At 69.6% G+C, this 20,732-nt stretch carries 23 protein-coding genes and 1 tRNA gene; 6 read left to right on the plus strand and 18 right to left on the minus strand.

Annotation, left to right across the window (positions count from 1 at the left end; genetic code table 11):
- The first annotated feature begins 224 nt into the window (after positions 1-224).
- Positions 225-752 carry a mismatch-specific DNA-glycosylase gene (locus EDD39_RS05055; RefSeq protein ID WP_123560149.1) on the plus strand — a complete coding sequence of 176 codons (528 nt, stop codon included), beginning with the start codon at positions 225-227 and terminating at the stop codon, positions 750-752.
- On the opposite strand, the gene EDD39_RS05060 is transcribed toward EDD39_RS05055, so the two are convergent.
- From EDD39_RS05060 to EDD39_RS05100, 10 genes are all read right to left on the minus strand, one after another.
- The gene (locus EDD39_RS05060; protein WP_244256609.1) at positions 697-1,149 is read right to left on the minus strand and encodes a hypothetical protein; all 453 of its coding nucleotides are present in this window, start codon (positions 1,147-1,149) and stop codon (positions 697-699) included. The genes EDD39_RS05055 and EDD39_RS05060 overlap by 56 nt on opposite strands.
- A 29-nt stretch (positions 1,150-1,178) precedes the next feature.
- Positions 1,179-1,505, minus strand: coding sequence for a ribbon-helix-helix protein, CopG family (locus tag EDD39_RS05065; RefSeq protein WP_123553646.1), 327 nt, complete (start codon positions 1,503-1,505; stop codon positions 1,179-1,181).
- Positions 1,506-1,636: 131 nt separating this feature from the next.
- On the minus strand, positions 1,637-1,777 hold the full coding sequence (locus tag EDD39_RS42650; RefSeq protein WP_123553648.1) for an Lsr2 family DNA-binding protein: 141 nt from the start codon (positions 1,775-1,777) through the stop codon (positions 1,637-1,639).
- Positions 1,778-2,758: 981 nt separating this feature from the next.
- Positions 2,759-4,303, minus strand: coding sequence for a hypothetical protein (locus EDD39_RS05075; RefSeq protein WP_123553650.1), 1,545 nt, complete (start codon positions 4,301-4,303; stop codon positions 2,759-2,761).
- Positions 4,304-4,437: 134 nt separating this feature from the next.
- Positions 4,438-5,154: a hypothetical protein gene (locus EDD39_RS05080; RefSeq protein ID WP_123553652.1), complete on the minus strand. Its 717-nt coding sequence runs from the start codon at positions 5,152-5,154 to the stop codon at positions 4,438-4,440.
- Positions 5,155-5,176: 22 nt separating this feature from the next.
- Complete coding sequence (locus EDD39_RS05085; protein WP_162869943.1) at positions 5,177-5,863, minus strand: pentapeptide repeat-containing protein; 687 nt, start codon at positions 5,861-5,863, stop codon at positions 5,177-5,179.
- A gap of 75 nt (positions 5,864-5,938) precedes the next feature.
- Positions 5,939-6,103 carry a multiple cyclophane-containing RiPP AmcA gene (gene amcA, locus EDD39_RS39295; protein ID WP_162869904.1) on the minus strand — a complete coding sequence of 55 codons (165 nt, stop codon included), beginning with the start codon at positions 6,101-6,103 and terminating at the stop codon, positions 5,939-5,941.
- Positions 6,100-7,242, minus strand: coding sequence for a cyclophane-forming radical SAM peptide maturase AmcB (gene amcB, locus EDD39_RS05090; protein ID WP_123553656.1), 1,143 nt, complete (start codon positions 7,240-7,242; stop codon positions 6,100-6,102). Before amcB ends, amcA begins: the two co-directional genes overlap by 4 nt.
- Before the next feature lie 20 nt (positions 7,243-7,262).
- A complete protein-coding gene (locus EDD39_RS05095) occupies positions 7,263-7,451 on the minus strand; it encodes a hypothetical protein (RefSeq protein ID WP_123553658.1) in 189 nt (62 codons plus the stop codon).
- Positions 7,448-7,876, minus strand: a complete 429-nt coding sequence (locus EDD39_RS05100) for an ATP-binding protein (RefSeq protein WP_123553660.1) — start codon at positions 7,874-7,876, stop codon at positions 7,448-7,450. The genes EDD39_RS05095 and EDD39_RS05100 overlap by 4 nt, the downstream gene beginning before the upstream one ends.
- A gap of 319 nt (positions 7,877-8,195) precedes the next feature.
- Here EDD39_RS05100 and EDD39_RS05105 point away from each other — a divergent pair, with 319 nt between their 5' ends.
- Together EDD39_RS05105 and EDD39_RS05110 are read left to right on the plus strand one after the other, a co-directional pair.
- Positions 8,196-9,416, plus strand: a complete 1,221-nt coding sequence (locus tag EDD39_RS05105) for an NsdA family TPR-like regulatory protein (RefSeq protein WP_482796753.1) — start codon at positions 8,196-8,198, stop codon at positions 9,414-9,416.
- On the plus strand, positions 9,413-9,943 hold the full coding sequence (locus EDD39_RS05110) for a GNAT family N-acetyltransferase (RefSeq protein ID WP_123553662.1): 531 nt from the start codon (positions 9,413-9,415) through the stop codon (positions 9,941-9,943). The genes EDD39_RS05105 and EDD39_RS05110 overlap by 4 nt, the downstream gene beginning before the upstream one ends.
- 520 nt (positions 9,944-10,463) lie before the next feature.
- On the opposite strand, the gene EDD39_RS39300 is transcribed toward EDD39_RS05110, so the two are convergent.
- The 8 genes from EDD39_RS39300 to EDD39_RS05145 form a co-directional block, all read right to left on the minus strand.
- A tRNA-Lys gene (locus EDD39_RS39300) sits at positions 10,464-10,537 on the minus strand.
- 431 nt (positions 10,538-10,968) lie between these two features.
- A complete protein-coding gene (locus EDD39_RS05115) occupies positions 10,969-11,841 on the minus strand; it encodes a hypothetical protein (protein WP_123553664.1) in 873 nt (290 codons plus the stop codon).
- A 170-nt stretch (positions 11,842-12,011) separates the two neighbouring features.
- Positions 12,012-12,809: a hypothetical protein gene (locus EDD39_RS05120; protein ID WP_100836961.1), complete on the minus strand. Its 798-nt coding sequence runs from the start codon at positions 12,807-12,809 to the stop codon at positions 12,012-12,014.
- 56 nt (positions 12,810-12,865) lie between these two features.
- Positions 12,866-13,423 carry a hypothetical protein gene (locus tag EDD39_RS05125; RefSeq protein ID WP_100836962.1) on the minus strand — a complete coding sequence of 186 codons (558 nt, stop codon included), beginning with the start codon at positions 13,421-13,423 and terminating at the stop codon, positions 12,866-12,868.
- 337 nt (positions 13,424-13,760) lie between these two features.
- Positions 13,761-14,858 (minus strand): DUF4192 domain-containing protein, encoded by a 1,098-nt coding sequence (locus tag EDD39_RS05130; protein WP_100836963.1) that lies wholly within the window; start codon positions 14,856-14,858, stop codon positions 13,761-13,763.
- Between the two features lie 73 nt (positions 14,859-14,931).
- Positions 14,932-15,987 (minus strand): DUF4192 domain-containing protein, encoded by a 1,056-nt coding sequence (locus EDD39_RS05135; protein ID WP_100836964.1) that lies wholly within the window; start codon positions 15,985-15,987, stop codon positions 14,932-14,934.
- A 193-nt stretch (positions 15,988-16,180) separates the two neighbouring features.
- Positions 16,181-17,170, minus strand: a complete 990-nt coding sequence (locus tag EDD39_RS05140; protein ID WP_100836965.1) for a DUF4192 family protein — start codon at positions 17,168-17,170, stop codon at positions 16,181-16,183.
- Positions 17,171-17,274: 104 nt separating this feature from the next.
- The gene (locus tag EDD39_RS05145) at positions 17,275-18,312 is read right to left on the minus strand and encodes a DUF932 domain-containing protein (RefSeq protein WP_100836966.1); all 1,038 of its coding nucleotides are present in this window, start codon (positions 18,310-18,312) and stop codon (positions 17,275-17,277) included.
- Between the two features lie 406 nt (positions 18,313-18,718).
- On the opposite strand from EDD39_RS05145, the gene EDD39_RS05150 reads away from it, so the two are divergent.
- The 3 genes from EDD39_RS05150 to EDD39_RS05160 all read left to right on the plus strand — a co-directional run bounded on the left by EDD39_RS05150 (position 18,719) and on the right by EDD39_RS05160 (position 20,727).
- Positions 18,719-18,928: a hypothetical protein gene (locus EDD39_RS05150; protein ID WP_100836967.1), complete on the plus strand. Its 210-nt coding sequence runs from the start codon at positions 18,719-18,721 to the stop codon at positions 18,926-18,928.
- A gap of 2 nt (positions 18,929-18,930) precedes the next feature.
- Entirely contained in the window at positions 18,931-19,845 is a 915-nt protein-coding gene (locus EDD39_RS05155; RefSeq protein ID WP_148089386.1) for a hypothetical protein, read from the plus strand.
- A gap of 37 nt (positions 19,846-19,882) precedes the next feature.
- A protein-coding gene (locus tag EDD39_RS05160) for an IS5 family transposase (protein WP_425269645.1) occupies positions 19,883-20,727 on the plus strand; the annotation gives its coding sequence in 2 pieces (ribosomal slippage) (positions 19,883-20,213 and positions 20,213-20,727; 846 coding nt in all).
- Positions 20,728-20,732 lie beyond the last annotated feature (5 nt).

Consider the following 20,732-nt stretch of genomic DNA (forward strand, 5'->3'; position numbering starts at 1 on the left):
GTCCTCCACCAGCAGGATCCGGACCGGGGGCGGCGTCGGCGAGGTCACGATCGAAGGCTCCTGTCCACGGCGGTCCGGCGGCTTTCCCCTCCGGCGAACGATACGGCAGCCCGGCCCTCCGCCGACGCCGCCGCAGCCCGCACCGGCCCCCCGAACCCGCAGGTCAGCGCCGTCCCGCCGCCCCACCACCGCACCGGAACCGACGCCCGCCCGAGCGCCCGCCGATACCCGCCCGATACGAAACCCGGCCCGGCGCGCACGTGCTGTCCTGCGGAATCAACCCGGGGTTGCGCTCGGCCGCCTCCGGCCTGCACTCCAACCGGCCGGGCAACCGCTTCCGGCCCGCCCTGCACCGCTCCGGCTTCACCCCGCGCCTGCTCACCGCCGCCGAACAGGACGATCTCCTCCCCCTCGGGCTCGGCATCAGCAACCTCGTCGACCGCCCCACCGCAGGCGTCCGGGAACTGTCCGACGACGAACTCCGCTCAGGCGCAAGCCTGCTGACCGCCAAGGTCGAGGAACTGCGCCCCGCCCGGGTCGCCCCGCTCGGCGTCACCGGCCACCGCGCCGCCTTCACCGCCCCGCACGCGCATGGCTCACGCACCGGCAGTGAGCCGAGACTCCCGAGGCCACCGATGACGCGACCGGACGCAAGGTTCGACGCCCTCCCCCCGCTGTTCTGTTCCGAGGACGGGATCAGACCTGGACCACATGAACGTCCTGGGCGTCCAACGCCTTCAGGTAAGCCGTGAGGTCAGCCGGGTCACTGGTGAAGACAACAGCACTGCCATGCCGGACCGCTGTCAACGCGACCAGGGCGTCCACCGCGTCCGGACGCTTCTTCGGAGGCAGATCGGCCACAGCGAGCGCGCTACCGACGCGCTGCCACTCCGTCAGATCCGGCCCGGTCGCACACATGATGCAGACCGTCTGTCCAGCGGTGGTGGGGCGCATCGCCAGGACTGAACTCCGCGCCTGTGGCACCGTGCAGTCCTTGAGGGCGGCGGCCATGGCGTGCACGGTGGCGGGACTTGGCCGCCACACCTGGGCCAGCACCGGTCCGAGCACGACCGCGCGGTGCGGCGTGTCCTTGAGACCGGCGTGCAGCCGCACCGCCTTGGGCTTCCGGTCGGCGAGCGCGATCAGCATGCCGGTGTCGTAGACCGGCACCCGCGAGGTCACGCGGCGTTGCCCGGACGGGCCGCAGGAGCATCCGCACCGTAGATGAGTTCCATGGCCTCCGCGACCTCCCGACGCTCCTGCTCAGTCAGGTCTTCATCGACGACGTCGGGCAGCGGAGGAAGTTCGGCAGCCTCCGCCTCCGCTGCGGCAATCACCGCGTCGATCCGCGCGAACTGCGCCTCGGCGGCTTCCGCCTCGGCCATCTGTCGGGTAGCGGCGTTGACGAGATAAGCCGAAACATCCAGGCCCGCGCGCTCGGCATGCTCCCGAATGCGCTCGGCGTGATCGCTGTCGAGACTGATGCTGATCCTGGTCTTGGCCATGCCCTCAGTTTATTACGCGTATTACGACTCGCCAAGGGCCTTCCTCCCGACGGTCGCCATCAGGGCCCGACCCGGACGCGGCGAACCGTCGGCCGGTGCACCCACCAGCCGAATCACCCACCCCCGCGGTGTCAGCCACCCGCCGGTTCACGGGCACGCCGGTAGTCCTTGATCAGCCCGCTGGACAGCCGTCCGCGCTCGCTGATCACCCGCCCCTGGCTCTCGGCCCACTTCCGGACCAGCCTCGGATCCACGCCCTCGGCCACCGCCACCGCGGTGTCCCCCGCTCCCGTGGCGCCGGCACGGGGCCGGGCCGCGGGGACGGCTCGGGCGGATCCGTGACCGCCTCTTTCCGCAGTGGTGCCCGGACCAACCTGACGTTCGCGTGGAGTACCCCGATCAGGTAGAGCTCGTCACTGGTGGCGAGAAAGTGACGAGCTGCCTCCGTGAGTCTCAAGCGCGTGGGCGCCCCTCACCCACCAGCAGCCCACAGGTGCCCACGAGGTGCATCACCTTGCGCAGTTGGGTCGGAGTGTCCGCCCCGGGCGAGGTGAACGGCCGGTCGTAGCCGGAGTCACTCGCAACGTTCTCCAGGAGTGCCTTGAGATTTCCGATGATCTCCGCCGGGCCGCCCGAAACCACTGCGGCACCCCGGCGCTTCGGTCAGCCGGGGTGCCGCAGTACGAACGTGAGGAGCCGAGCCTCCTCGTCGCAGGTGGGCCGCCAGGGGTTCGAACCCTGAACCTACGGATTAAAAGATCGATACGGATCGTGATCCGACGGGCTACGATCGGCTACTTGCTGTTATCCCTGCCGCATGTGGGGTTGCTCGGTGACGGCCCGTCCGGCGTCGGACGGTCACTGTCGCGCAGTCCGCTCACACACCGCTCACGCAGGAGCATCCTCAGCGCGGACAGCCAGGGCTGTCCGTTCTCGGGTTCTGGCGGACGAAGTCAGGGCTGAGCAACAGGGCGCGTTCGACATGACATCGGCCTTTGCCGATCCGGCCGTGCCACGCCCGCTTCGCCACACCTTGTCGGACGGCGGGGTAGCTGCCCGTCCGCCGGACGGGTGTGGCTTCCAACCGCGCAGAGGGCTGGCGGGGGCTCCTCCGGAGCCCGCCCTCGCCGGATCGGGCCAGGCACACCGGTGGTCACTGTCGGACACCCCAGGTCGCCGAGATTGCTGTACTTCGCTGCTGTACAGCAATCCCACACGACACCACCCAGGCCAGTGGTTCGACTGGCAACCGGTTACAAGCCGTACAACTTCAATCCGACGTAGTCAACAATCCACCTGTACCTTTCGCTGTCGATGGCGAAGTAGATCCGACCTACGCGGTCCGGTGAGGTGTTGTCAACGAGCTTGATGTGAGGCTGTCGATCCCAAGTCTGTCCCTCGAACGTGAACTCGTGCAGCCTCCGGATTCGAAGGGGTTCGTCCTCGGGTGCATACGTCAGCGATGTCTGGTCGCCGATCCAGGAGACCAATGAGGTTCCGACCTTGGCCTTCTGCTCCCTCCATGTCTTGGCAAGGGCGGCTAGCAGATCCAACGCCTCCCGCATCTGCTCAAAGTTCTGATACGAGCATTTGCGCCATTGCGTCATGGCGTTAGAGGTGAAGACTAGAGCTCCATCGGACTCTACGCTCCACCGGGCCCAGTCGGTGGAGAAGTCTCGACCACCTGTGGCTGGGTACTGTTGTTCTTCGGCTGGCTCGGCCACCGGTGGAGCGGATTCAACCTCCAGTCTGGCCTCGAGATTCGCAACGTCGATCTCCAGTCGACCGACCTTGCTTTCCAGCGCTTCGTTCTTCTCGAGAAGTTCGATCGTCTGGTTTCTCTCCTCCTCCAACTTTTCCATCAGAAGGGAAACCTGCTCGCTCTCGGCTTCCCCGGCAAGGCTTTCGAGGATGGCGTTCGTCTCGGCTGAACGTACGGCATCCCAGAGGCGGTCCCTGCCCCGTGCCACGACGCTGAGGGGAGCCAGGAGACGAATTATCTTTCCGAGGAGCGCTTCGTGGTCGCCGTAGAGCTCAGCCGCTCCCCACCACGGGTTCCGGGCGTCCGTGGTGGGCCAGTAGAGACGGGCGCCATCTCTTGGCAGCAGATTCTGGTCGATATTTGCATTGAAGGAGTCAAACGCCAACCAGCCAGAGACGACCACTACATGGGCCAGGCCGGCAAGTCGGCGGGCGGCCTTGCGGGCGAAGTCATCCGGCGCACCCATCATGCGAATCGAGGAGACCACAAGAATCGGCAAGCGCCTCTGCGCGCCTTCAAGGCGCTCGCGAACCGCACCCACCTCGGCTGTAAGGACTGGCATGACAGTAGAGCTAATGCTGTCTGTCCCGTCCATTCGGCGGAGCTCGGGATCGCTCATGATCGTATTGAGAGCTCGGGGCGGCTTCAGGGCTTCTACGGTTGCGGGAGCGAGTATGCCGCCGCTCTTCCTCCCCATCGCCACCCGGAACGCAGTTGTGCCATCGAACTCCGAGGCGGTGAGCTGACATACAAACCTACCCCCCTTGGGAAGATCTTGTTCGATCTCCATTCGGAGGGCGCGCACACTGCTACTGGCGGTGATCGGGGTCCAGGTCACGCGCTGGTCAGGCCTACTGGGGAGGTGACTAGGAATCACGACCTCGCCCTTCTGGGCCATAACGACCTCTACGGACAGTCCGGTTGTCGCTGGTGAGACATGGGCCTCCATGTGCGACAGGAGCCGGTCGAAGGCCGATGTTGTGCCGCTGCCACTTGCGTCGTCGACCTTGAAGCCGACGACGTACAACTGCTGCATAGCGCTCCCTCGTCCGAGCCCTCTCGTGCCGAAACCGAGGTCATGGTGACACACATCACGTGCGCGATGTGACCCTCAGGCGGCCCGGAGAGGGTTCCTTCTGGCCGAGTCACCAGATCGCACCGGGGACACCCTCAGATGAGACTGAGAAGAACTCCGCGTGGCCAGTGGCCGAGCCAGAATGCGGCGGTTGACGGTTCCGGCTGGTCCTCGGTTGAGCCGTCGTGGGGGAGCAGTTCGGTCGGGGCGATGTAGCCCTCGCCGGGCTCCAGGCGGATGCGGTAGACGTTCATCTGGTGGCCGCTGGCGATGTACGCACGGAGGTCGTCGGTGTGGGGGCAGCAGTTCTCGATGTCGGGATGGACCTCGCGGCAGATGGCCTGGATGTCGATGTCGCCGAGCAGGATGTACCGGGTGCCTGGCCCGAGGTTGATGCACAGGCGGCGACGGCCGAGGTGCTTGGCGTGGTAGGCGAGCTTGTCCCAGTTGTCGACGTGCAGGCCGATTCGCCGTCCGTCGCGGTAGTTCGGGGTGGTCGTGAGGGCCTTCGCGGGGCTTGCTGCCCGACCGATGTGGACGGCGTTCGGGTCGCCGAGTGGATCGGCCAGCGCGTCGAGGCTGGCCGGTCCCGGCCCGTCGGGGAGCCGTACGAGCTCGACCAGCGTGGTGTCTCGGGTGAGTGCGGTCGGTCGAAGCTGCTGGGCGAGGTCGACGGTGAGGGGTTGCCAGGGACCGTCGGGAAGAACGGCCCCGTCCTCGTAACTAGCCTCGCCGCACGCGGTGCGGACGCCGGCGACGTCGCACCGCTCGGCGAGGGCGGCAGGGTCATGGTGGGCGATGGCGAGGTTCATTCCGGGCTCCTCCCGGTTGGTCTCACCGGCGGCTGTCGAGGGTGTCTGCGAACGTCACGTCCAGCTCGGCAACCAGGGCTTCGGCGAGTTCGGCCTGCTGGGCCCGGTCGATGATGACCTTGCCAAGGTTGGCAGCGCCCCGGACGGTGCTCAGGTCGTTGCCGCGCAGATCGAGGTCCTGGTACTTGCCCCGGCCGAACTCGGCCAGCCGCAGGCTGCAGGCGTCGAGGACGGCCCGGCTGAGGTCGCTTCCGGTGAACGTCGTCTCGTTCAGAACGCACTTCGAGAAGGCCAGGGGCCCGATGGCCCGGACCTGCTCGAAGCTGCTGTAGTCGAGCTTGCAGTTCTCGAACAGCACGTTGTCCAGGGTCACGCCAGTGAAGGCGGCTCCCATGATCTTGCAGTTGCGGAAGACGACGCGGGAGAGCTTGGCATCTGTGATGCGGGCGGTGGCAAGGTCGCAGCCGTCGAACTCGACGGAGTCGAGGCGGATCTTCTCGAACTGGACGCGGTCGGCGCGAAGCCCGGTGACGCGGCCGGTGATGAGGTTGGTGTCGGTGAGGTCCAGGTTCCGCAGGTTGGCGTCGGCGTACTGGAAGTCCTGGACGATGCCCCGTGCGGAGTCGAACGCGGTGACGTTGGACAGGTAGAGCCCGGGCTCGGTCAAGTTGGGCAGGGTCACGGTGACGCGGCCGAAGGTGCTGTCCACGGGCTTGCTCCGCTCTCTCGGTTCGGGGCCCCGGGCCCGCACCGCGCAGTGCGGGCCCGGGTGCATCAGGCGGGACTACTTGTTCGACCAGTTGTCCCAAGTCGGCCGGTTGTCGAACGACGATCCGGCGTTGTCCCAGGTGGGCCGGTTGTCGAACCCGGCAACGGCGATGGGCTGGCCGACGGTGAGGTCGGCGACCACCGGGGCGTCGGTGGTCGCCAGCAGTTCAAGGACGGTCATGCGGCTTGCTCCTCTCGGACGGTATCGGACAGTGCGGTGATGAGGGCCTGCCTGGACACGCGGCAGTAGTTCGTCTCGGTGGTGTCCAGGCGACCGTTCTCGAAGTAGCGATTGCCGGCCTGCGCTCCCCGGCAGAAGCCGAAGAACTCGCAGGTGGCCTCGCACTCGTCCAGGCCAGTCAGGAACTCGCGCACGTACCGAAGCTCGTGCGCGCGGTCCAGCATGGAGCCGATGCTGAGCTCCATGACGTTCCCGGCCCGAAAGTCCTCGTATGCCGGATCGCTGATCCCGGCGAGCTCGGGCGAGAGCAGGACGACGTCCCCAGCAGAGGAGACGGTCGGTATCGGATCGATCAGCAGCTCGTCCCATGCGGCTCCTCCGCTGAGGCGGGCGGCCCGCAGGTAGCTGCCGAGGCGGTCGACCTCGCGGATGGTCAGGCCGCGGTGCCGGCGGGACCAGGCGATGGCCCGACGCCAGAACTCGCCGGCCTGTTCAACGGTGGGCACCGCGCGGCTGGTGTTGACGCCCTCCAGCTCCTCCATGTTCAGGCCGACCGTGTGGCAGCCGAGGCCAGCCATGAAGTCCAGCAGGCCCTCGGGGTCGCCGATGCTCTCGGCGCTGACGACCGCGATCGTGGAGAACCGCACGCCGTGCTCGCGCAGACAGGCGATGCCCTTCATGATCCGGTCGAAGGCGGGGCGTCCCGCCCAGTCGACGCGCTGGTGGTTGAGCGCGGCCGGCCCGTCGATGCTCACCCCGACCCGGAACCCGTAGTCGGTCAGGAACTCGCACCACGCCGGGGTGATCAGCACGGCGTTGGTCTGCACCGAGTGCTCGACCAGGCCGGCCTCCCGCAGTGGCTCGAACGAGGCCAGCAGTTCGGCGAACCGCCGACGGCCGATGGCCAGCGGCTCACCGGCGTGCCAGACGATCTCAACCGGTGTCGCCGAGGTGGTGTCGGCGAATTCGGCGACCGACCGGGCCACGGCCTGGGCGACCTCCACGGGCATCGGTGTGCGCCGGTCGCGGTCAGGCAGGTAGCAGTAGGTGCACTTGAGGTTGCAAAAGCCGTCCGGCTGCGCGACGACCACCTTCGGACGGCGGGAGATGCGGCTCCGGTAGCGGTCCAGGGTCTGCATCGTGCGGACTCCTTCGCGAGTCAGATGGAGGGCGCCGGCGGCTCGGTATCGGGAGTGGAGGCCGCGATCCGGGGCAGCACGTCGCCCGTGAGCTGGTGGTCGGTCAGGGCGCCGAGCAGGCCGAGCACGACGAAGTGGCCAGTGATCCAGACCGCCTGCAGGGCAGTGCTGATCGGATCGCGCGCCGAGCCTCGGTGCTGGCCCCTCACGGTTTCCCACCGACTCGAAGGTCGGCATGGACGGTCTTGCCGAGAGGTTCCAGGGATGCTCCCCAGCGGCCGTGGGTGAGCTTGTGGACGAGCTCGAGCCCGCGGCCGGACTCGTCGCCGCTGCCCGCCTTGATCCGCACGGGCAGGACGCGGCAGCCGTCCGTCACCAGGATCCGCACCGAGGCAGCCGTCGTCCGGATGATCTGGAACGTCATCGCCGTGTGGCAGCCGGTCTTCGCGGAGTTCGTGACCATCTCCGAGGCGACGAGCACGGCGTCGTCGACCAGGTCGTCCAGACTCCACTCGGCCAGCACCATCCGGACCAGCTGCCTGGCCTGCGACGCCGACTCCGGCCGGTAGGGCAGCTCGATGCTCGCCCCGGAGGCCGGTCCCTGTTCCCCCAGCGCGATGATCGTGCCGGTCACGATGGCGCACCCGGGTTGGTCCACGAGGTGACCGGGGCTCGCCTGGAAAGACCAGAAGGGAACGGCATCGCGGACTCCAGAAGTGAGGGCAGGGATGTGTCGGTGCCGCCGCCGCGGGGGTTCCGATGGCGGGCGCACACCCAGTGAACGACCGCCAACGCCTCGGTGGTGAGGCAAAGTTCGGTGCTGCATGGCCCGACACCAACCGGAAAACTTGACGATCCCATTACCCGAGGCCCTGCACACCGGGTGACAGCGCGGCTACGTTGACCGCATGGTGGCAAACGTCGCTCTCCGCCGCAGGATGGCCGAACGCCGCATGACCAAGGCCGAGTTAGCGCGCGAAGTGAATGCCGAGATCAAGGCCTTGACCGGGAAGCCGGGCACCGTATCAGAGCGCACGGTCCACAACTGGCTCACCGGCGTGACCCGGTGGCCACCGGGAAAGATCCGTGTCGCACTGGGTGCAGTATTCGACTGCATGCCCGAACAGCTCGGCTTCGTCCCCACGGGCCGGGCCCGCACCACACCGGAGGCAGACGTGAGGCGACGCGATTTCATAGCGGCCGCCGGCGGCACCGCCGTGGCCGCCCTCACCGGCACGGCTGCCGCCCCTGCACCGCGCCGCATCGGCGCCGCTGACATCCAACTGCTGGAGGCCCGCTTCGCCGAGGTCATCGCCAGCGACCACCTGCACGGCGGCCGGGTCAGCATCGAGGCCAAGGCGGTCGCCCTCGCGGACGAAGCACTCTTCCTCCAGGAACACGGCATCGCGAGCCAGCGGATCCGATCGGCCCTGTACGCGTGCGCGGCCTCCTTCATGTCGAGCGCGATGTGGGCGGCCATCGACGGCCGCCGCTTCGACGCCGCTCTCCAGCACCACCAGAAGGCCGCCTCGATCGCTGCGATGTCCGGCGACTCCGCCATCCAGTTCCGGATCTGGTCGCACGCCGGGAGCCTCTACCGGCACCTCGGCCGCCCAGGCGACGCGCTCGCCGCCAACGATGCCGCCCGCGGCCTGCCGATCGCCCGCCGCGACCCGCTGTTCGCCTCCCTCGGACACGCCCGGCACGCGGCTATCCACGGCCTTACCGGCGACACCAACGCCGTCCGACGCTCCCTCGGTCATGCGCAGGACGCCCTCGACCGCGCCGATGCCGCAGCGTCCCGCCCCGTGTGGATCACCGCGTTCTACGACCAGGCCGAACTCGACTCCCTCGCCCTCGCCGCCCACCTGGCCGCCGGAAACTGGGAAGACGCCGAAGCCCACGCCCACCGCAGCATGGCGCTTCGCCGCGGCGCGATGCAGCGCTCCCACGCGATCACCACCGTCCGCCTCGCCCACGCTCAACTCGGCCAGGGCGACTTCGAACCCGCCGTCGCCACCGCCATGTCGGTCCCGGCCGAGGTCTCCACTCACCCCCGGGTCACCGGCATGCTGACCGCCTTCGGCACCAAGCTGACCGCCGTAGCCGACGGCAGCAGCCCGGCCCTGACCTGGACCGAGTATGCCCACGACACCTGGAGGACCACCGCATGACCGTCGACCTCCGCCACTACACCGATCTCACCCCCGATGCCCGGCAGGACCTGCTGGACGTCTACGCAGACGTCCGCGCCCCACTGCTGCACCTGGCGAACTACCGCGTCGAGGCATTCGCCGAACGCCTCGACCGACACGCGACAGAGCCAGGTTTCGAAGCCGTCATCGCGTACGAGGGCATGACGGCCATCGGGTATGCCTACGGGAACACCCTGACGGGCGACGACCGGTACTGGAAGCGCATGGCTGAACCGCTGCCCGACGGCTTCACTGAGGTCAGCACCATGGTGATCAAGGAAATCGGACTGCGGATCCCATGGCGGGGCACCGGCACCGCGCGGCGCATCCATGACGACCTCCTGGCTGGCCGCACCGAGAAGCGCGTCACCCTGATGGTCAACCCCCTCGCTGGCGACGGCAAAGTCCAGGCGCTGTACGAGTCCTGGGGGTATACGGCCATCAACAGCCAGCAGCCATCGCCCGAGTCGCCCCACCTCACGGCCATGGTCCGAACCAGGAGCTGACGGGAGAACGAGCAAAGAGCCCCTTGCCAAGCCAGAACAAGCCCTGCGCTCCCCCTCGTCGGAACCTTCGGGCTGACCGAGAGGCCCCCCACTCCTTCAGACGGAGGCGGGGTAAGAAATTCTTACCCCATAACTTGCTCCGCCTTCGGTTCTGGCCCGTAGCTCCATCGTGGCCTGAACCTGGTGGCTACCAGCGCTGCCCATGAGGATCTTGTGGGTGCCCGGATGGTGTTGCAGTCGTCCCAGTGATCCAGGAGCTACTCGGCCACTCCTCCATCACCATCACAGGCGACATCTACGCCAGCGTCCTGCCAGAGCTGGCCTTCACCCAGGCCGAGGCCGCCGTCGCCTTGGTCCCCCGAGCACGGTTCCCGAAGGATGCTCAGTCCGCCTCCGCACTCGACTTTGTCTAGCAGTCCGCTCACGCAGATATCCCGCGAACGCAGCAGCACCCCGACTACTCGAATTAGTCGGGGTGCTGCGCTGCAGGTCGGAGGCGGTGTGACCGCCACGTTCCACGTGGGCCGCCAGGGGTTCGAACCCTGAACCTACGGATTAAAAGTCCGAAGCCCGGTCAGTTTCCTTGTGCTGCCCAGGTCCAGCCTGATCCGTCACTGTCCACGTTACTGCAGCTCAGGTCCGGTGTCAGTCGACCGACCGGACAAGCGGGTCCACCCTCGTCCACCCCCGGGTCAGGAGGCTCCGTCCCCGCTCCGTCCCCGCTCCGTCCCCGCATCGTCCCCGCACCGGGGCGCAGAGCGGCAGATCACACGAGCATTACCACCGGTGACCAGCGGTGATCTGGAGCAGAAAACTCGAAGCCGTCGGATCTTCCAACAGCAGGGGCGAGGTTTCCCTCTCCCCCGATTCGACCCGCCAACAACCTATCCGACAAAGCACGTTGCCTGCTCACTTCGCCCGGCAGTCGACTTCCGCGCTCGTTCCGGCCCGCGGTTCCCCGCGCTCAACGGCTAGACAGACCAACAGGACGGAACCCTTCGGCTCGCCCGACGTGCCCAGGCCTGCTACTCGGCTGCGGCCGGCTCCGGGACCTGCTGCAGTTCCTCCGATACCTCATGGACCGCCCACCCCGAACCGCGGTTCCAGCGGTAGACCGCCGCCGGCTCGAACCTTGACGCCACCCAGATGTCGCCGATGTGGTCCGGGACCTCCGGGTCGCCGACCGGCTTGAACCGATGCCTGAGCGCTAGGCCGACGGACATATGGGACGAATCCGACCAAATGAACAGGTGAGCCTCCGGCGCCTTCGCCAACTTCTTGACCTTGTTCTGGCCCTCCGGTGTCGTCAGGAAGTCGGAGACGTACGGGGCCATGTGCTCGGCCGTAGGCGAAGAGACGCCGTGGCCGAGGGTTGAGGCGAAGACACGACCGGAGAGCGCCGGGTCGGTGCTGATCTGCGCAACCGAGATGATGCCGATGCTGTTCATCATGTCCAACTCGGTGGCGTACTTCGGCACCGGCCACCCGTGGGCCCACCGGGTCGTGTCCTCGTAGGACTCCAGGCTCGCGCCGGTCTCCCTCCGCCGCTCCAGGTCCTTGAGGAATTCACTGAGCTTCGCGGCCGGCGGGCCGCCGATCCGGGCACCCTGTCGGAACCGGACCGTCCAGGCGCCGCGGAGTCCAGGGATCACGGTCTCGTCGTACTGCTTGTTGATCGACTTCCACATGGCCTGATTCTTGCCATCCGTGGTGGAGCTGATCTCCAGCCCGATTGTGCGCGCGTCATCGGGCTCATCGGGCCCGGCGAGCCAGGCGTCGATCATGCCGGGCTCGGTCTGATCGTCAACCGCCACCGTGCGGGTGCCTAGCACGCCGTTCACGATGGCGGCGGCCAGGTTCTCCTCAGGAGTCGGCTCAACCCCTCGCTTCTTCGCCATGTTACGGAGGGTAGGCGCTATCACTGTCCGAAGTCGAGTGACTTTCCGCCCAACTCAATTGCCTGCTAATCGAGTTCGCGATCATGGCCGCCGACATGCGCTCCGATGGCGCTCGGGAGACGAGGCCTCGGGCCCGGCCTGGGCGGCCTGGCCCGGGGCGGCTTACGGGCCTACGGGGTCGTCCTGGCGGCCTTTCCGGCGGGCAGGGCCGGAACGACGGGTAGAACGAGCGCCTGGAGGCCCTGGTTCCACAGCTGGGACTGGTAGCCCTGCGGCCGGAAGTAGCGGGTCCGGTGCTCGGGGTGGAGCCACAGGTGGCGGACGGCTCGGCTGATGGAGGAGTTGTTGCCCCGCCACCTGGGCCCGCCGGGTGCAGCGTGCTCGGCGGTGCTGGCGGTGACGTCGTTGAGGGAGTGTCCGTTGTGGTCGAGGACGTGGGCGATCTGGAAGTCGGTGCTGTAGGGGGCGGAGTCGACGTTCAGCAGGAGTGCGGCCGCGTGGGGGTGCTCTTGGCGGATCAGGGCAGCCAACGCGGCGGCGACGTCGGGGGCGAGCAGGTTGAGGAGGTGGCGGGCCCGCGCGCGTCCCGGCAGGTGCATGATCGGCAGCTTCTCGCCGTGGACCAGGAGTTCGAGCAGGGTCTGCTCGGCGTCCTTGAGCCACCGGTGTTCGACGTACGGGTCCGGCTTGCGGTGCCAGAGCCGAAGTGGGCGGGAGGGCGGCAGGATGTCCGGGCCGGTCCACATCGCGTGGAGCAGCGGTCCGTGGTCGGTCTGTTCGAAGTCGATGCAGGCGATGTCGGGGGAGTACTCGCGCACCGCGGTGCCGAGGTGCTCGTAGGCGGTGGCCGCGAGGGCGGCTTGGGCCTCGCTGAACTGGTAGTGGGCGGCGTCGTAGGCGTCGGCCGGCCTGCTGGCGAGGTAGGGACCGGGGACGGTCGGCGTGAGCAGGGGGCGGGGCGTGTTCATGGCTGGCCCTTCGGAGGGGAGGGCCGGGCCGCCGGATCGCTCGGCGGCCCGGCGGGTCACTTCGCGGCGAGGTGGCGTTCGGCGAGGTTCTTCAGCGCGTTCGACAGGGCGATGGAGGCGCGGACCTCGATGGAGGTCGGGTGGTTGTCCGGGTGGCAGTGGTCGGCGAACTCGTCTGCGAGGGCCGTCAGCTGCTGCATGGCGACGGGGTCGTGCCCGGGGATCGTGAGGGTCCAGGTGGAGGCGTCGATCTGGTGCTTGGTGCCGGCCTGGAGGGCGAGTCGCAGGCGGTCGGCGGTCTCGTCGCCGGTGAAGTGCTGCGGGGTGCGGCCATTCTCGTCCGCCCAGCGGCAGAAGGCGGCGGGCAGGGTGAGGGTCAGCCGTGTCGTGGCGGGGGCGTGCTGGGCAGCCTGTTCGGCGTAGGCACGGGCGTAGCCGAGGTGGTGGATGGCGGTGGGGGTGCCGAGGGCGCGCAGGGCCCAGTCGTAGCCGCAGGCGGCGTGCTGGTGGTGGCGGCGGGCGGTGGGGCCGAGGTTGGCGTCCTCGGCGGCGGCGCGGTGCCGGTCGCGGGCGGCTTCGATCTCTTGGGCGGTGGGGGGCTTGGGCTGGGTCACGGTGTTCTCCGGGTGGGGCAGGGCCTGTCGTAGCCCTGGTGTGGTTGGCGGGGCCGGGCGTTTGCTGCCCGACCCCGCCAGCCTCCCCAACACCACACGCCATTGGGCACATCAACTTCCTTGCAATTAAAGGCAGTTGACTCCAGTTCGCCCTCTCGCTCGCGTCTCCTCTGCCGGTCGCGGCAGGAGGCGGCCTCTGCGGTGACGGGGCCGTTGGGGCCCGCCGGACCGGCCCGTGCGGTGCTCGCGCCGGCGTCGGCCGCCGGAGCGCCGGACGGGCCGGTCCGGCGAGGCGTCCGGGGGCGAGCAGGATGCCTGCCCTCCCCCGGACGGACTCTCAGTCCGCGACGTTGCGGTGGGCCCTCTCCTCCCGCGCGATCGCCAGCAGCGGGTCGACGGAGTTGGTCTGGGAGATCAGGTCCAGGACGAGCCCGGCGAGCCGGTACATCTGATCAGCCTTGACCGCCCGGCGCAGGGCGATGCCCGCGGAGAGGAAGTCGCCGTTGGCCGCAGCGGTGAAGCCCGCGAGGGTGAGGGGGGCTGCGGCGAGGACCGTCCGGTCGCTGACGCAGCGCCGGGCGAGCAGCGACCACAGCTCCTGCGCCCGGGGGAGTTCCGTCGGCTCGACGAACTGGCAGGCGTAGTCCCGCAGGGGCCTGTGCCGCAGCGCGAGGATCAGCTCGGCGGTCTCGATGGGCGCGAGATCGGAGAGCGGGGCACCGTCGCCGCCGTCCATGAGCAGCCGGTCGAGCGTCGCGCGGGCGCGGGCGATCTCGGCCTTGACCCCGTTCTCCTTCTCCCGCCGCGCGCGATCCACGGCCGCCTGCAGCAGCGCCGCCTTGTAGGGCTCGGCGTCGTCTCCGGCGGCCGGGGTGAAGGCGGCGTGCATCCCCGCTTCGCTCGGCGGGACCGGGATGCCCTTGAAGACGGCGTCCATGGTGACCGGGCCGGGGTTGTGCGGGCCGTGCAGGGGGGTCCCAGCGGGCAGGTCGGCCGGGTCCGCATGCTCGTAGGACCACCAGTGCGTGGAGGTGACGCACAGGTTGGCGAGCACTTCGAGGTTGTGGCTCGTGGCGCTGGAGCCGAGGGCGTGGGCGAGGGCGTAGTGCCGGCCAAGGGCGCTGGTGCGGTCGTCGGGCTCGCCCGCCCCGGGGAGGACGAAGATCAGGACGCCCGCCGCCGTGGTGTCGAGTTCGCCCAGCTTGGCGAGCGCGAAGTGGATCAGTTCGCTGGCGGCCCCGTGGAGGTCTTCGAGCTCGGGCGGGATTCCGATCCTCTGGCTGAACAGGACGCGCTGCTCGGTGGTGTCGCAGCTCACGATGAACACCACGGGCTCGGGGCCGTCGGGCTGGTGTCCGAGCAGGTAGGGCAGGGCCTCCGCCGCTTGTACGAGGTTGCTGATGTCGAACTGGGGGATGGTCTGGATGGGCAGCATGGGGTGTCTCCGTTGGTGGGCTGGCCGGGTGAGGTGGCCGGGGCCGCCCGGTTGGCGGCCCCGGCGGGTGCGGTCAGCCCGCGGTGGCGTGGCCCCGGCTCGCGCGGCTGGCGCGCAGGCGCTTCCGGAAGTCCTCGTAGCTGTGTTCGACGTTCATCGCGTGCGAGAGGAGGTTGATCATGTAGTAGTTGCTGGTGGTGCGTACGGCGGCGTGCAGGGCGAGCCGGGCGGTGCCCTGTTGGCCGAGCCCCCAGGAGGTGGCCGCGTACAGGACGGTCGGCTCGACGGCGCACCAGTCGACCTCGCTGGGGCACAGGCGGGCGAGGTGGAGCCACAGGTCTCGGGCGGCGGGCAGTTCGTGGTCCTCGCAGTACTCCAGGGCGATCCCGGCGGTGTGGGAGTACTGCAGGCCGATCAGGAGCCGGGCGGCGGTGTCATCCGGGATCTGCTCGATGGTGGTGGTGCGGTCGACCAGGGCGCGGATGGTGCGGTCGACCAGGGCGGCGGCGTCGGCGGCGACCGCTCCGTGTCCGTCGGTGCGCATCTGGAGTTCGACGTTCTTGAGCACGCTCTCGACGGCCGTGGCGATGGCGAGGGCGCGGACGCCGGTGACCGGGGCGAGCGCCGTACGGACGTCGCTGCTGCGCGGGAGTGCGGTCGCGTCGTACTCGGCGGGCGGCGTGGAGATCGGGCGGCCTTCACCGGAGGCGTCGGTGGACATCAGCCAGTACCGGTCCCGGGTGAGGTAGACGACCTCCAAGAGGTCGGCGAGGTGGGACCGGGCGGCCACGTCGATGAGGTCGGCGAGGGGGCGGTGGTGGGCCATGGACTGCTCGCCGTAGAGGGGGTCGGCCGGGTCGGGGCAGATCCAGGCCACGAGCCCCATGACGGTGTCCTCGGTCGCGGCGATCTGGTTCTGCTGGAAGGCGAGGAGGTCCCGGACGGCCATCGGCCAGTCGCTCGTGTCGGCGGGGAGGTCGGCGCGGGTGAAGTGGAGGGGTTCGCCGTCGGGGGCGAGGCCGGAGACGACCAGGGCCGCTTCGGGGTGGTAGCCGAACAGGTGCGGCAGGATGTGGACGAGGCTCTCGGGGCCGTCCATCACGTTGTTCTCGTTGTTCTGCTCGGTCATGACGTCCTATCAGGGTCTGCCCGGGTTCGCGGCCCGGACCGGCAACCACAGAAGACTTCTGTCTTCTTTCTTGACTCAAGTCTATTTGAAGGTGCGGGGGTTGGGCACACCCCAATTCCCTTCCCTTCCAACACCGCTGGCCCCGGGGGCGGCACCCGAACGGGCCGCCCCGGGGCCGGACGCGCAAGCGGGCCTAGTCGCCGCTCAGGTGCCGGCGCAGCTCGCCCGGCACGTCCAACGGCACCCCGAACCGCTGCGCGATGAGGGCGAACTCCGCGCACAGCAGCGCCGCGCGCGCGTCCTCCGCCTCCGGCTTCGCCTCGACGGCCCGGCCCAGGTGGCCGCTCGCCGCCTCGCAGTCGCCGTCGAGCAGCGCCGCGATGCCGAGCAGGACCAGCGGCCCGCCCGCGAGCTGGGCGTGCTCGCCGGTGCACAGGTCCGCGACCCGCTGCCACAGCCGCCGTGCCCGCTTCACCTCCTGCGGCTCGAAGCGCAGCGCCGCGAGGTGCCGGAAGGCACCGCTCTGGGCGGCGAAGACCAGCCGGGCGAGCTGCTGGTCCGCGAGCTCCTGGAGGTCTTGGCCGTCGGCCAGCAGGTCCACGACGAACAGCAGCAGGAGTTGGAGCATGTCGTCGCGGCCGCGGGCGGACAGCTCGTCCGTGAAGTCGAGGTACGCCTGGTCCATCAGCCCGGCGTCAGCGCCGGCGGGCGAGGAAGCCGCGGCGGCCTGGGCGAGGGCGGCGCCGCGCAGTCGGACGGAGCCGAGGCCGGGCCCGTCGGAGGGCATGAAGCCGGGCAGGCTCCACCAGTGGGTGGGGGTGGCGAACTGCCGCCCGCCGACGGGCAGGCCGTGGTTGCCGCAGGCGAGGACCAGCCGCCGCCCGAGCAGGGTGTGCTCCTCGATGGCCTCGGGCCCGTCGCCGGGGTGGGCGTAGATGATGAGGACGACCTCGCGGGGGTCCTGGCCCAGGGCGCGCAGGCGGTGGGCGGCGATGCCGATGAAGTCGGCGGCGAGTGCCGGCCAGGTGTTGGGGTCCTTGTCGTACTCGATGTCGAACAGGCTGAGCTTGGTGCCGAAGGCCATGAGGACGACGTGACCGGCCGGTTCGTGGCCGTAGGCGTTGGCGGCGAGGTCGGCGAGGCTGCCGGGCTGGAGGTGGAAGTGGGGGGTGCTGCTGGACATGGCGGTTCCTCGTTCCGGGTGGGCCGCGCCGCCGGGCGGCGCGGCCGGGGTGGGTGGAGCGGGGCGGGCTGGCCGGGGGCGGGTTCCGCCCCCGGCCGCCGGGCTCAGGCCGCCAGCAGCAGGGCCTTCGCCATGTCCTTGATGTCGTTCCTCTGGGTGTGCAGCAGGGTGGTCATCGCCAGGTTGTTGCGGTGCTCCTGCTCGGTCAGGGCCTCGGGGACCTTGACGGCGCGGAAGTAGTCCTCGAACTCGATGACGGTCTGCAGGGCGGCCCAGCGGGTGCCCCGGATGTTCTCCTGGGTGTCGGCCTCGGCGAACAGGGCGTGCAGGCGGTCGCGGCGCTCCTCGTGGGCGGCCAGGATGCTCTTGCGCGCACCCTCGGCCGGGGGCGTCCACAGCTGCCCGATCAGCTTGTCGAACTCCTGGTCGGTCATCGCCTGCTGGAACAGGGCGGTGGCCTCGGCCTCCAGCGCGGAGGCGTACTGCTCGGTAAACCCGAGGGTCTGGCGGGCCTCTTCCAGGTCGGTCAGGGCGTTCTTGGTGTGGCGGATCTTCCAGACGCGGTGGGCGTCCCGCACCGCGAGGTCGAGGGTGTTGGTGCACACCGCCCGCACGGGGGTCTCGACGGCGACGGCGGCGGAGCGGCCGTCGTGGCTGTTGGCGAACAGGGTGTAGAGGTCGATGCGGTCGGCCGCACCCTGGGGGTCGATGGTGATGCTCGGGGACTTGGTGGACATGAAGACGACCCGGCCGCCGTCGAGGGCACCGGCCGTCTCGTAGGTAAGGAAGCCGCCGCCGACGAGCTCGTCCAGGAAGGTGAAGGCGACGCGGTTCTGGATCGGGGTCCAGGTGTTGCCGACCAGCCCGCCGACCCAGTCACCGCTGTCGTCGCGGAAGGTGCCGAAGCGGCCGGGGATCTTCTTGCCGAGCTTGCCCTTGTTCATCGACAGGAGGGGGCGCTTCTCGACCAGCCAGTCCAGCTTGGCGAGCTTGATCACCTCGTCGCTGGTCTTGGCCTCCTCGGTGACGGTGCCCAGGCCGTGCCAGGCGGGCTCGCGGTGGGAGTAGAAGGCGGCCTCGCCGGTGGTGTTGTCGATCGCGCCCCGGTCGGCCCGGCCGGTGATGACGTCGCTCTGACGCATGGGTGTCTCCCTTGTGGTGGGCCCGGATTCGCGGTCCGGGCTGGCAACCAAGCTGACTTCTGTCTGCTTTCTTGACTTAAGTCTATTCTCGGGCGGGCGACCTTGGGCACACCCTTCGGGGAAGAACTTCCGGACCCCGCCGCGAGCCCCGCCCCGGCCCGGCTCCCCTCGGCCACACCCCGGCACCCGCGCCCGGCCCCTTGGACGGAAACGAGTCAACGTCGCGGATCACCGCAGATCAGGGCCCGATCGCGGCTCCTTCGCCGACACAACGTCCACCCCCTCGCCCGCTGCAAGGCGGTGGCCCCGGCCCCGCCACAGCTGCACAATCAGGTCTCACGAACCCTGCCGGACAGGCGAGTTCGCCCTCTGCGGCAGACGCCGCCACACCCCTCAGGAGCCCCCCGTGAAGAACCGCCTCGCCTCCAGCACCGCCCCCGCCGGCCACCTCTCCGGGGCAGAGGTCGCGCTGATGATCAGCCTCGCGCTGCTGATCGCCGTCCTCGCCCTGGTCGGCCGCCCCGTTCCCGACGGGCTGCTCGTGATGGCCGGCGCGTGCAGCGCCTTCATCACCCGCGGGCACCCGGGCGCTCTCCCCGGGCGGCAGGGGCGCTGACCGTGGGACGCCGCGCGATGCCGGTGGCGGCGGGAGCCAGCCCGCGCACCAGGGCGCTCGCCGCCGCGCTGCGCCGGATGAAGGCGGACAGCGGCCTGACCTATGCGGGCCTCGCCAAGCGCACCAAGGAGCTGGGGGTCCCGCACGGTGCCGCGACGCTCAGCCGGGCCGCCGCCGGCACCCATCTGCCCCGGCTGACCACCGTCCGGGCGTTTGCCCGCGCCGCCGCCGACCGGAACAGCCGGCACGCCCAGTTCCTGGCCGCCGACAGGGCCGAGGTGCTGTGGGCGGCCGCTGGCGCGGAGCGGGCGGCCGTGCTGGCCGCCGAACCGGCCCGGCCCCGGCGCAGCACGGCGGGGCTGGCCCGCGGCCTGGCCGGGCTACGGGCACGGGCCGGACAGCCGTCGCTCACCCGGCTGCAGAAGCTGACCGCTGGCCCTGGCTGCCGGGTGCCACGGAGCACTATCCACCGGATCCTCGACGGCAAGGTGCTGCCGACGCGGGATCAGCTCGCCGCTCTGCTACGGGCATTCGATGCCGCAGCGGGGCCCGGCCGGGTGGTGGTGGAGGACCACCGGAAGTGGCTGGAGGCCCGCAACGCGATCGAGCGGAGGCTGCGCCCCGGCCCCCCGGAGCCGGTCACCAGCTACGGGTGCATCGACGGCCAGCTCGACGAGCTCCTGGAGCGCCGGGAGCGCGAGGAGGAGATCCTGCGCAAGGTCGGAAGGTGGAACGACGAGGAGGGCGACAGCGAGGAGGACGAGTACAGCCTCGGCGTCATCCGCGACCCGTACGCGCCATGGGAGGCGCTGGATGAGGACGAGTTGGCCGCCTGGGAGCAGGAGGCGCTCGCCGCCGAACCGGAGAACGGCGCCGGGGAGCCCCTCGCCGAGGTCGTGCGTCGCGCCCGCGGCTAGGCCGTTTCCTTCGGATCATCCGATCGTTGGTTCATGTGTGTCGTTGACTGACGCGCAGTGGGCGCGGATCGAGCCGTTGCTGCCGAACCGGGCGCCGAAGCGGGGTGGAAGGTGGCGTGACCATCGGCAGGTGATCGATGCGATCGCGTTCAAGTACCGCACCGGGACACCCTGGACGGACCTGCCCGAGCACTTCGGATCGTGGAAGGGCGCCCACAACCGGCTGCGGATGTGGGCGGCCGACGGCACGTGGGAGAAGGTCTTCACCGCGCTGCTCGCCCAGGCCGACGCCGAGGGCGACCTCGACTGGGTCGTCGCGGTCGACTCCACGATCGTCCGGGCGCATCAGCACGCCGCCGGGGCCCGTCAAAAGGGGCCCCGGCCGGCGAGCCGCACGACCACGCCCTCGGACGGTCCCGCGGCGGACTGACCACCAAGATCCATCTGGCCGCCGACGGGCACTGCAGACCGCTCGCGTTCGTCCTCACGCCCGGCCAGGCCGGTGACGCACCTGCCTTCGAGCACGTCATGGCACGGATCCGGGTGCCCCGGTCGATCGGCCGACCACGGACGACGCCGGACACGGTCCTCGCGGACAAGGCCTACTCCTCCCGCGCCATCCGCTCCCACCTGCGACGCCGACGCATCCGTGCGGTGATCCCGCAACCCGCCGACCAGACCGCCAACCGCAAACGACTCGGCAGCCGGGGCGGCCGACCACCAGGGTTCGACCGCGACGCCTACAAGCACCGCAACACCGTCGAACGCTGCATCAACAAGCTCAAGCAGTGGCGCGGCCTCGCCACCCGCTACGACAAGACCGCCGCCATCTACCTCGCCGGACTCCACATCGCCGCCATCTTCATCTGGTCAGCACGATGATCCGA

The organism is Kitasatospora cineracea (genome assembly GCF_003751605.1).
GTDB classification, from domain to species: domain Bacteria; phylum Actinomycetota; class Actinomycetes; order Streptomycetales; family Streptomycetaceae; genus Kitasatospora; species Kitasatospora cineracea.

Coding starts and splice junctions, on each gene's coding strand:
- amcB (WP_123553656.1), bottom strand. CDS start 7,242: ATGCAGACCCTGGACCGCTACCGGAGCCGCATCTCCCGCCGTCCGAAG.
- EDD39_RS05145 (WP_100836966.1), bottom strand. CDS start 18,312: ATGCGTCAGAGCGACGTCATCACCGGCCGGGCCGACCGGGGCGCGATC.
- EDD39_RS05130 (WP_100836963.1), bottom strand. CDS start 14,858: ATGCTGCCCATCCAGACCATCCCCCAGTTCGACATCAGCAACCTCGTA.
- EDD39_RS05065 (WP_123553646.1), bottom strand. CDS start 1,505: ATGGCCAAGACCAGGATCAGCATCAGTCTCGACAGCGATCACGCCGAG.
- EDD39_RS05060 (WP_244256609.1), bottom strand. CDS start 1,149: ATGCTGATCGCGCTCGCCGACCGGAAGCCCAAGGCGGTGCGGCTGCAC.
- amcA (WP_162869904.1), bottom strand. CDS start 6,103: ATGACCGTCCTTGAACTGCTGGCGACCACCGACGCCCCGGTGGTCGCC.
- EDD39_RS05115 (WP_123553664.1), bottom strand. CDS start 11,841: ATGGCGAAGAAGCGAGGGGTTGAGCCGACTCCTGAGGAGAACCTGGCC.
- EDD39_RS05080 (WP_123553652.1), bottom strand. CDS start 5,154: ATGAACCTCGCCATCGCCCACCATGACCCTGCCGCCCTCGCCGAGCGG.
- EDD39_RS05135 (WP_100836964.1), bottom strand. CDS start 15,987: ATGACCGAGCAGAACAACGAGAACAACGTGATGGACGGCCCCGAGAGC.
- EDD39_RS05110 (WP_123553662.1), top strand. CDS start 9,413: ATGACCGTCGACCTCCGCCACTACACCGATCTCACCCCCGATGCCCGG.
- EDD39_RS05075 (WP_123553650.1), bottom strand. CDS start 4,303: ATGCAGCAGTTGTACGTCGTCGGCTTCAAGGTCGACGACGCAAGTGGC.
- EDD39_RS05120 (WP_100836961.1), bottom strand. CDS start 12,809: ATGAACACGCCCCGCCCCCTGCTCACGCCGACCGTCCCCGGTCCCTAC.
- EDD39_RS05105 (WP_482796753.1), top strand. CDS start 8,196: ATGACCAAGGCCGAGTTAGCGCGCGAAGTGAATGCCGAGATCAAGGCC.
- EDD39_RS05140 (WP_100836965.1), bottom strand. CDS start 17,170: ATGTCCAGCAGCACCCCCCACTTCCACCTCCAGCCCGGCAGCCTCGCC.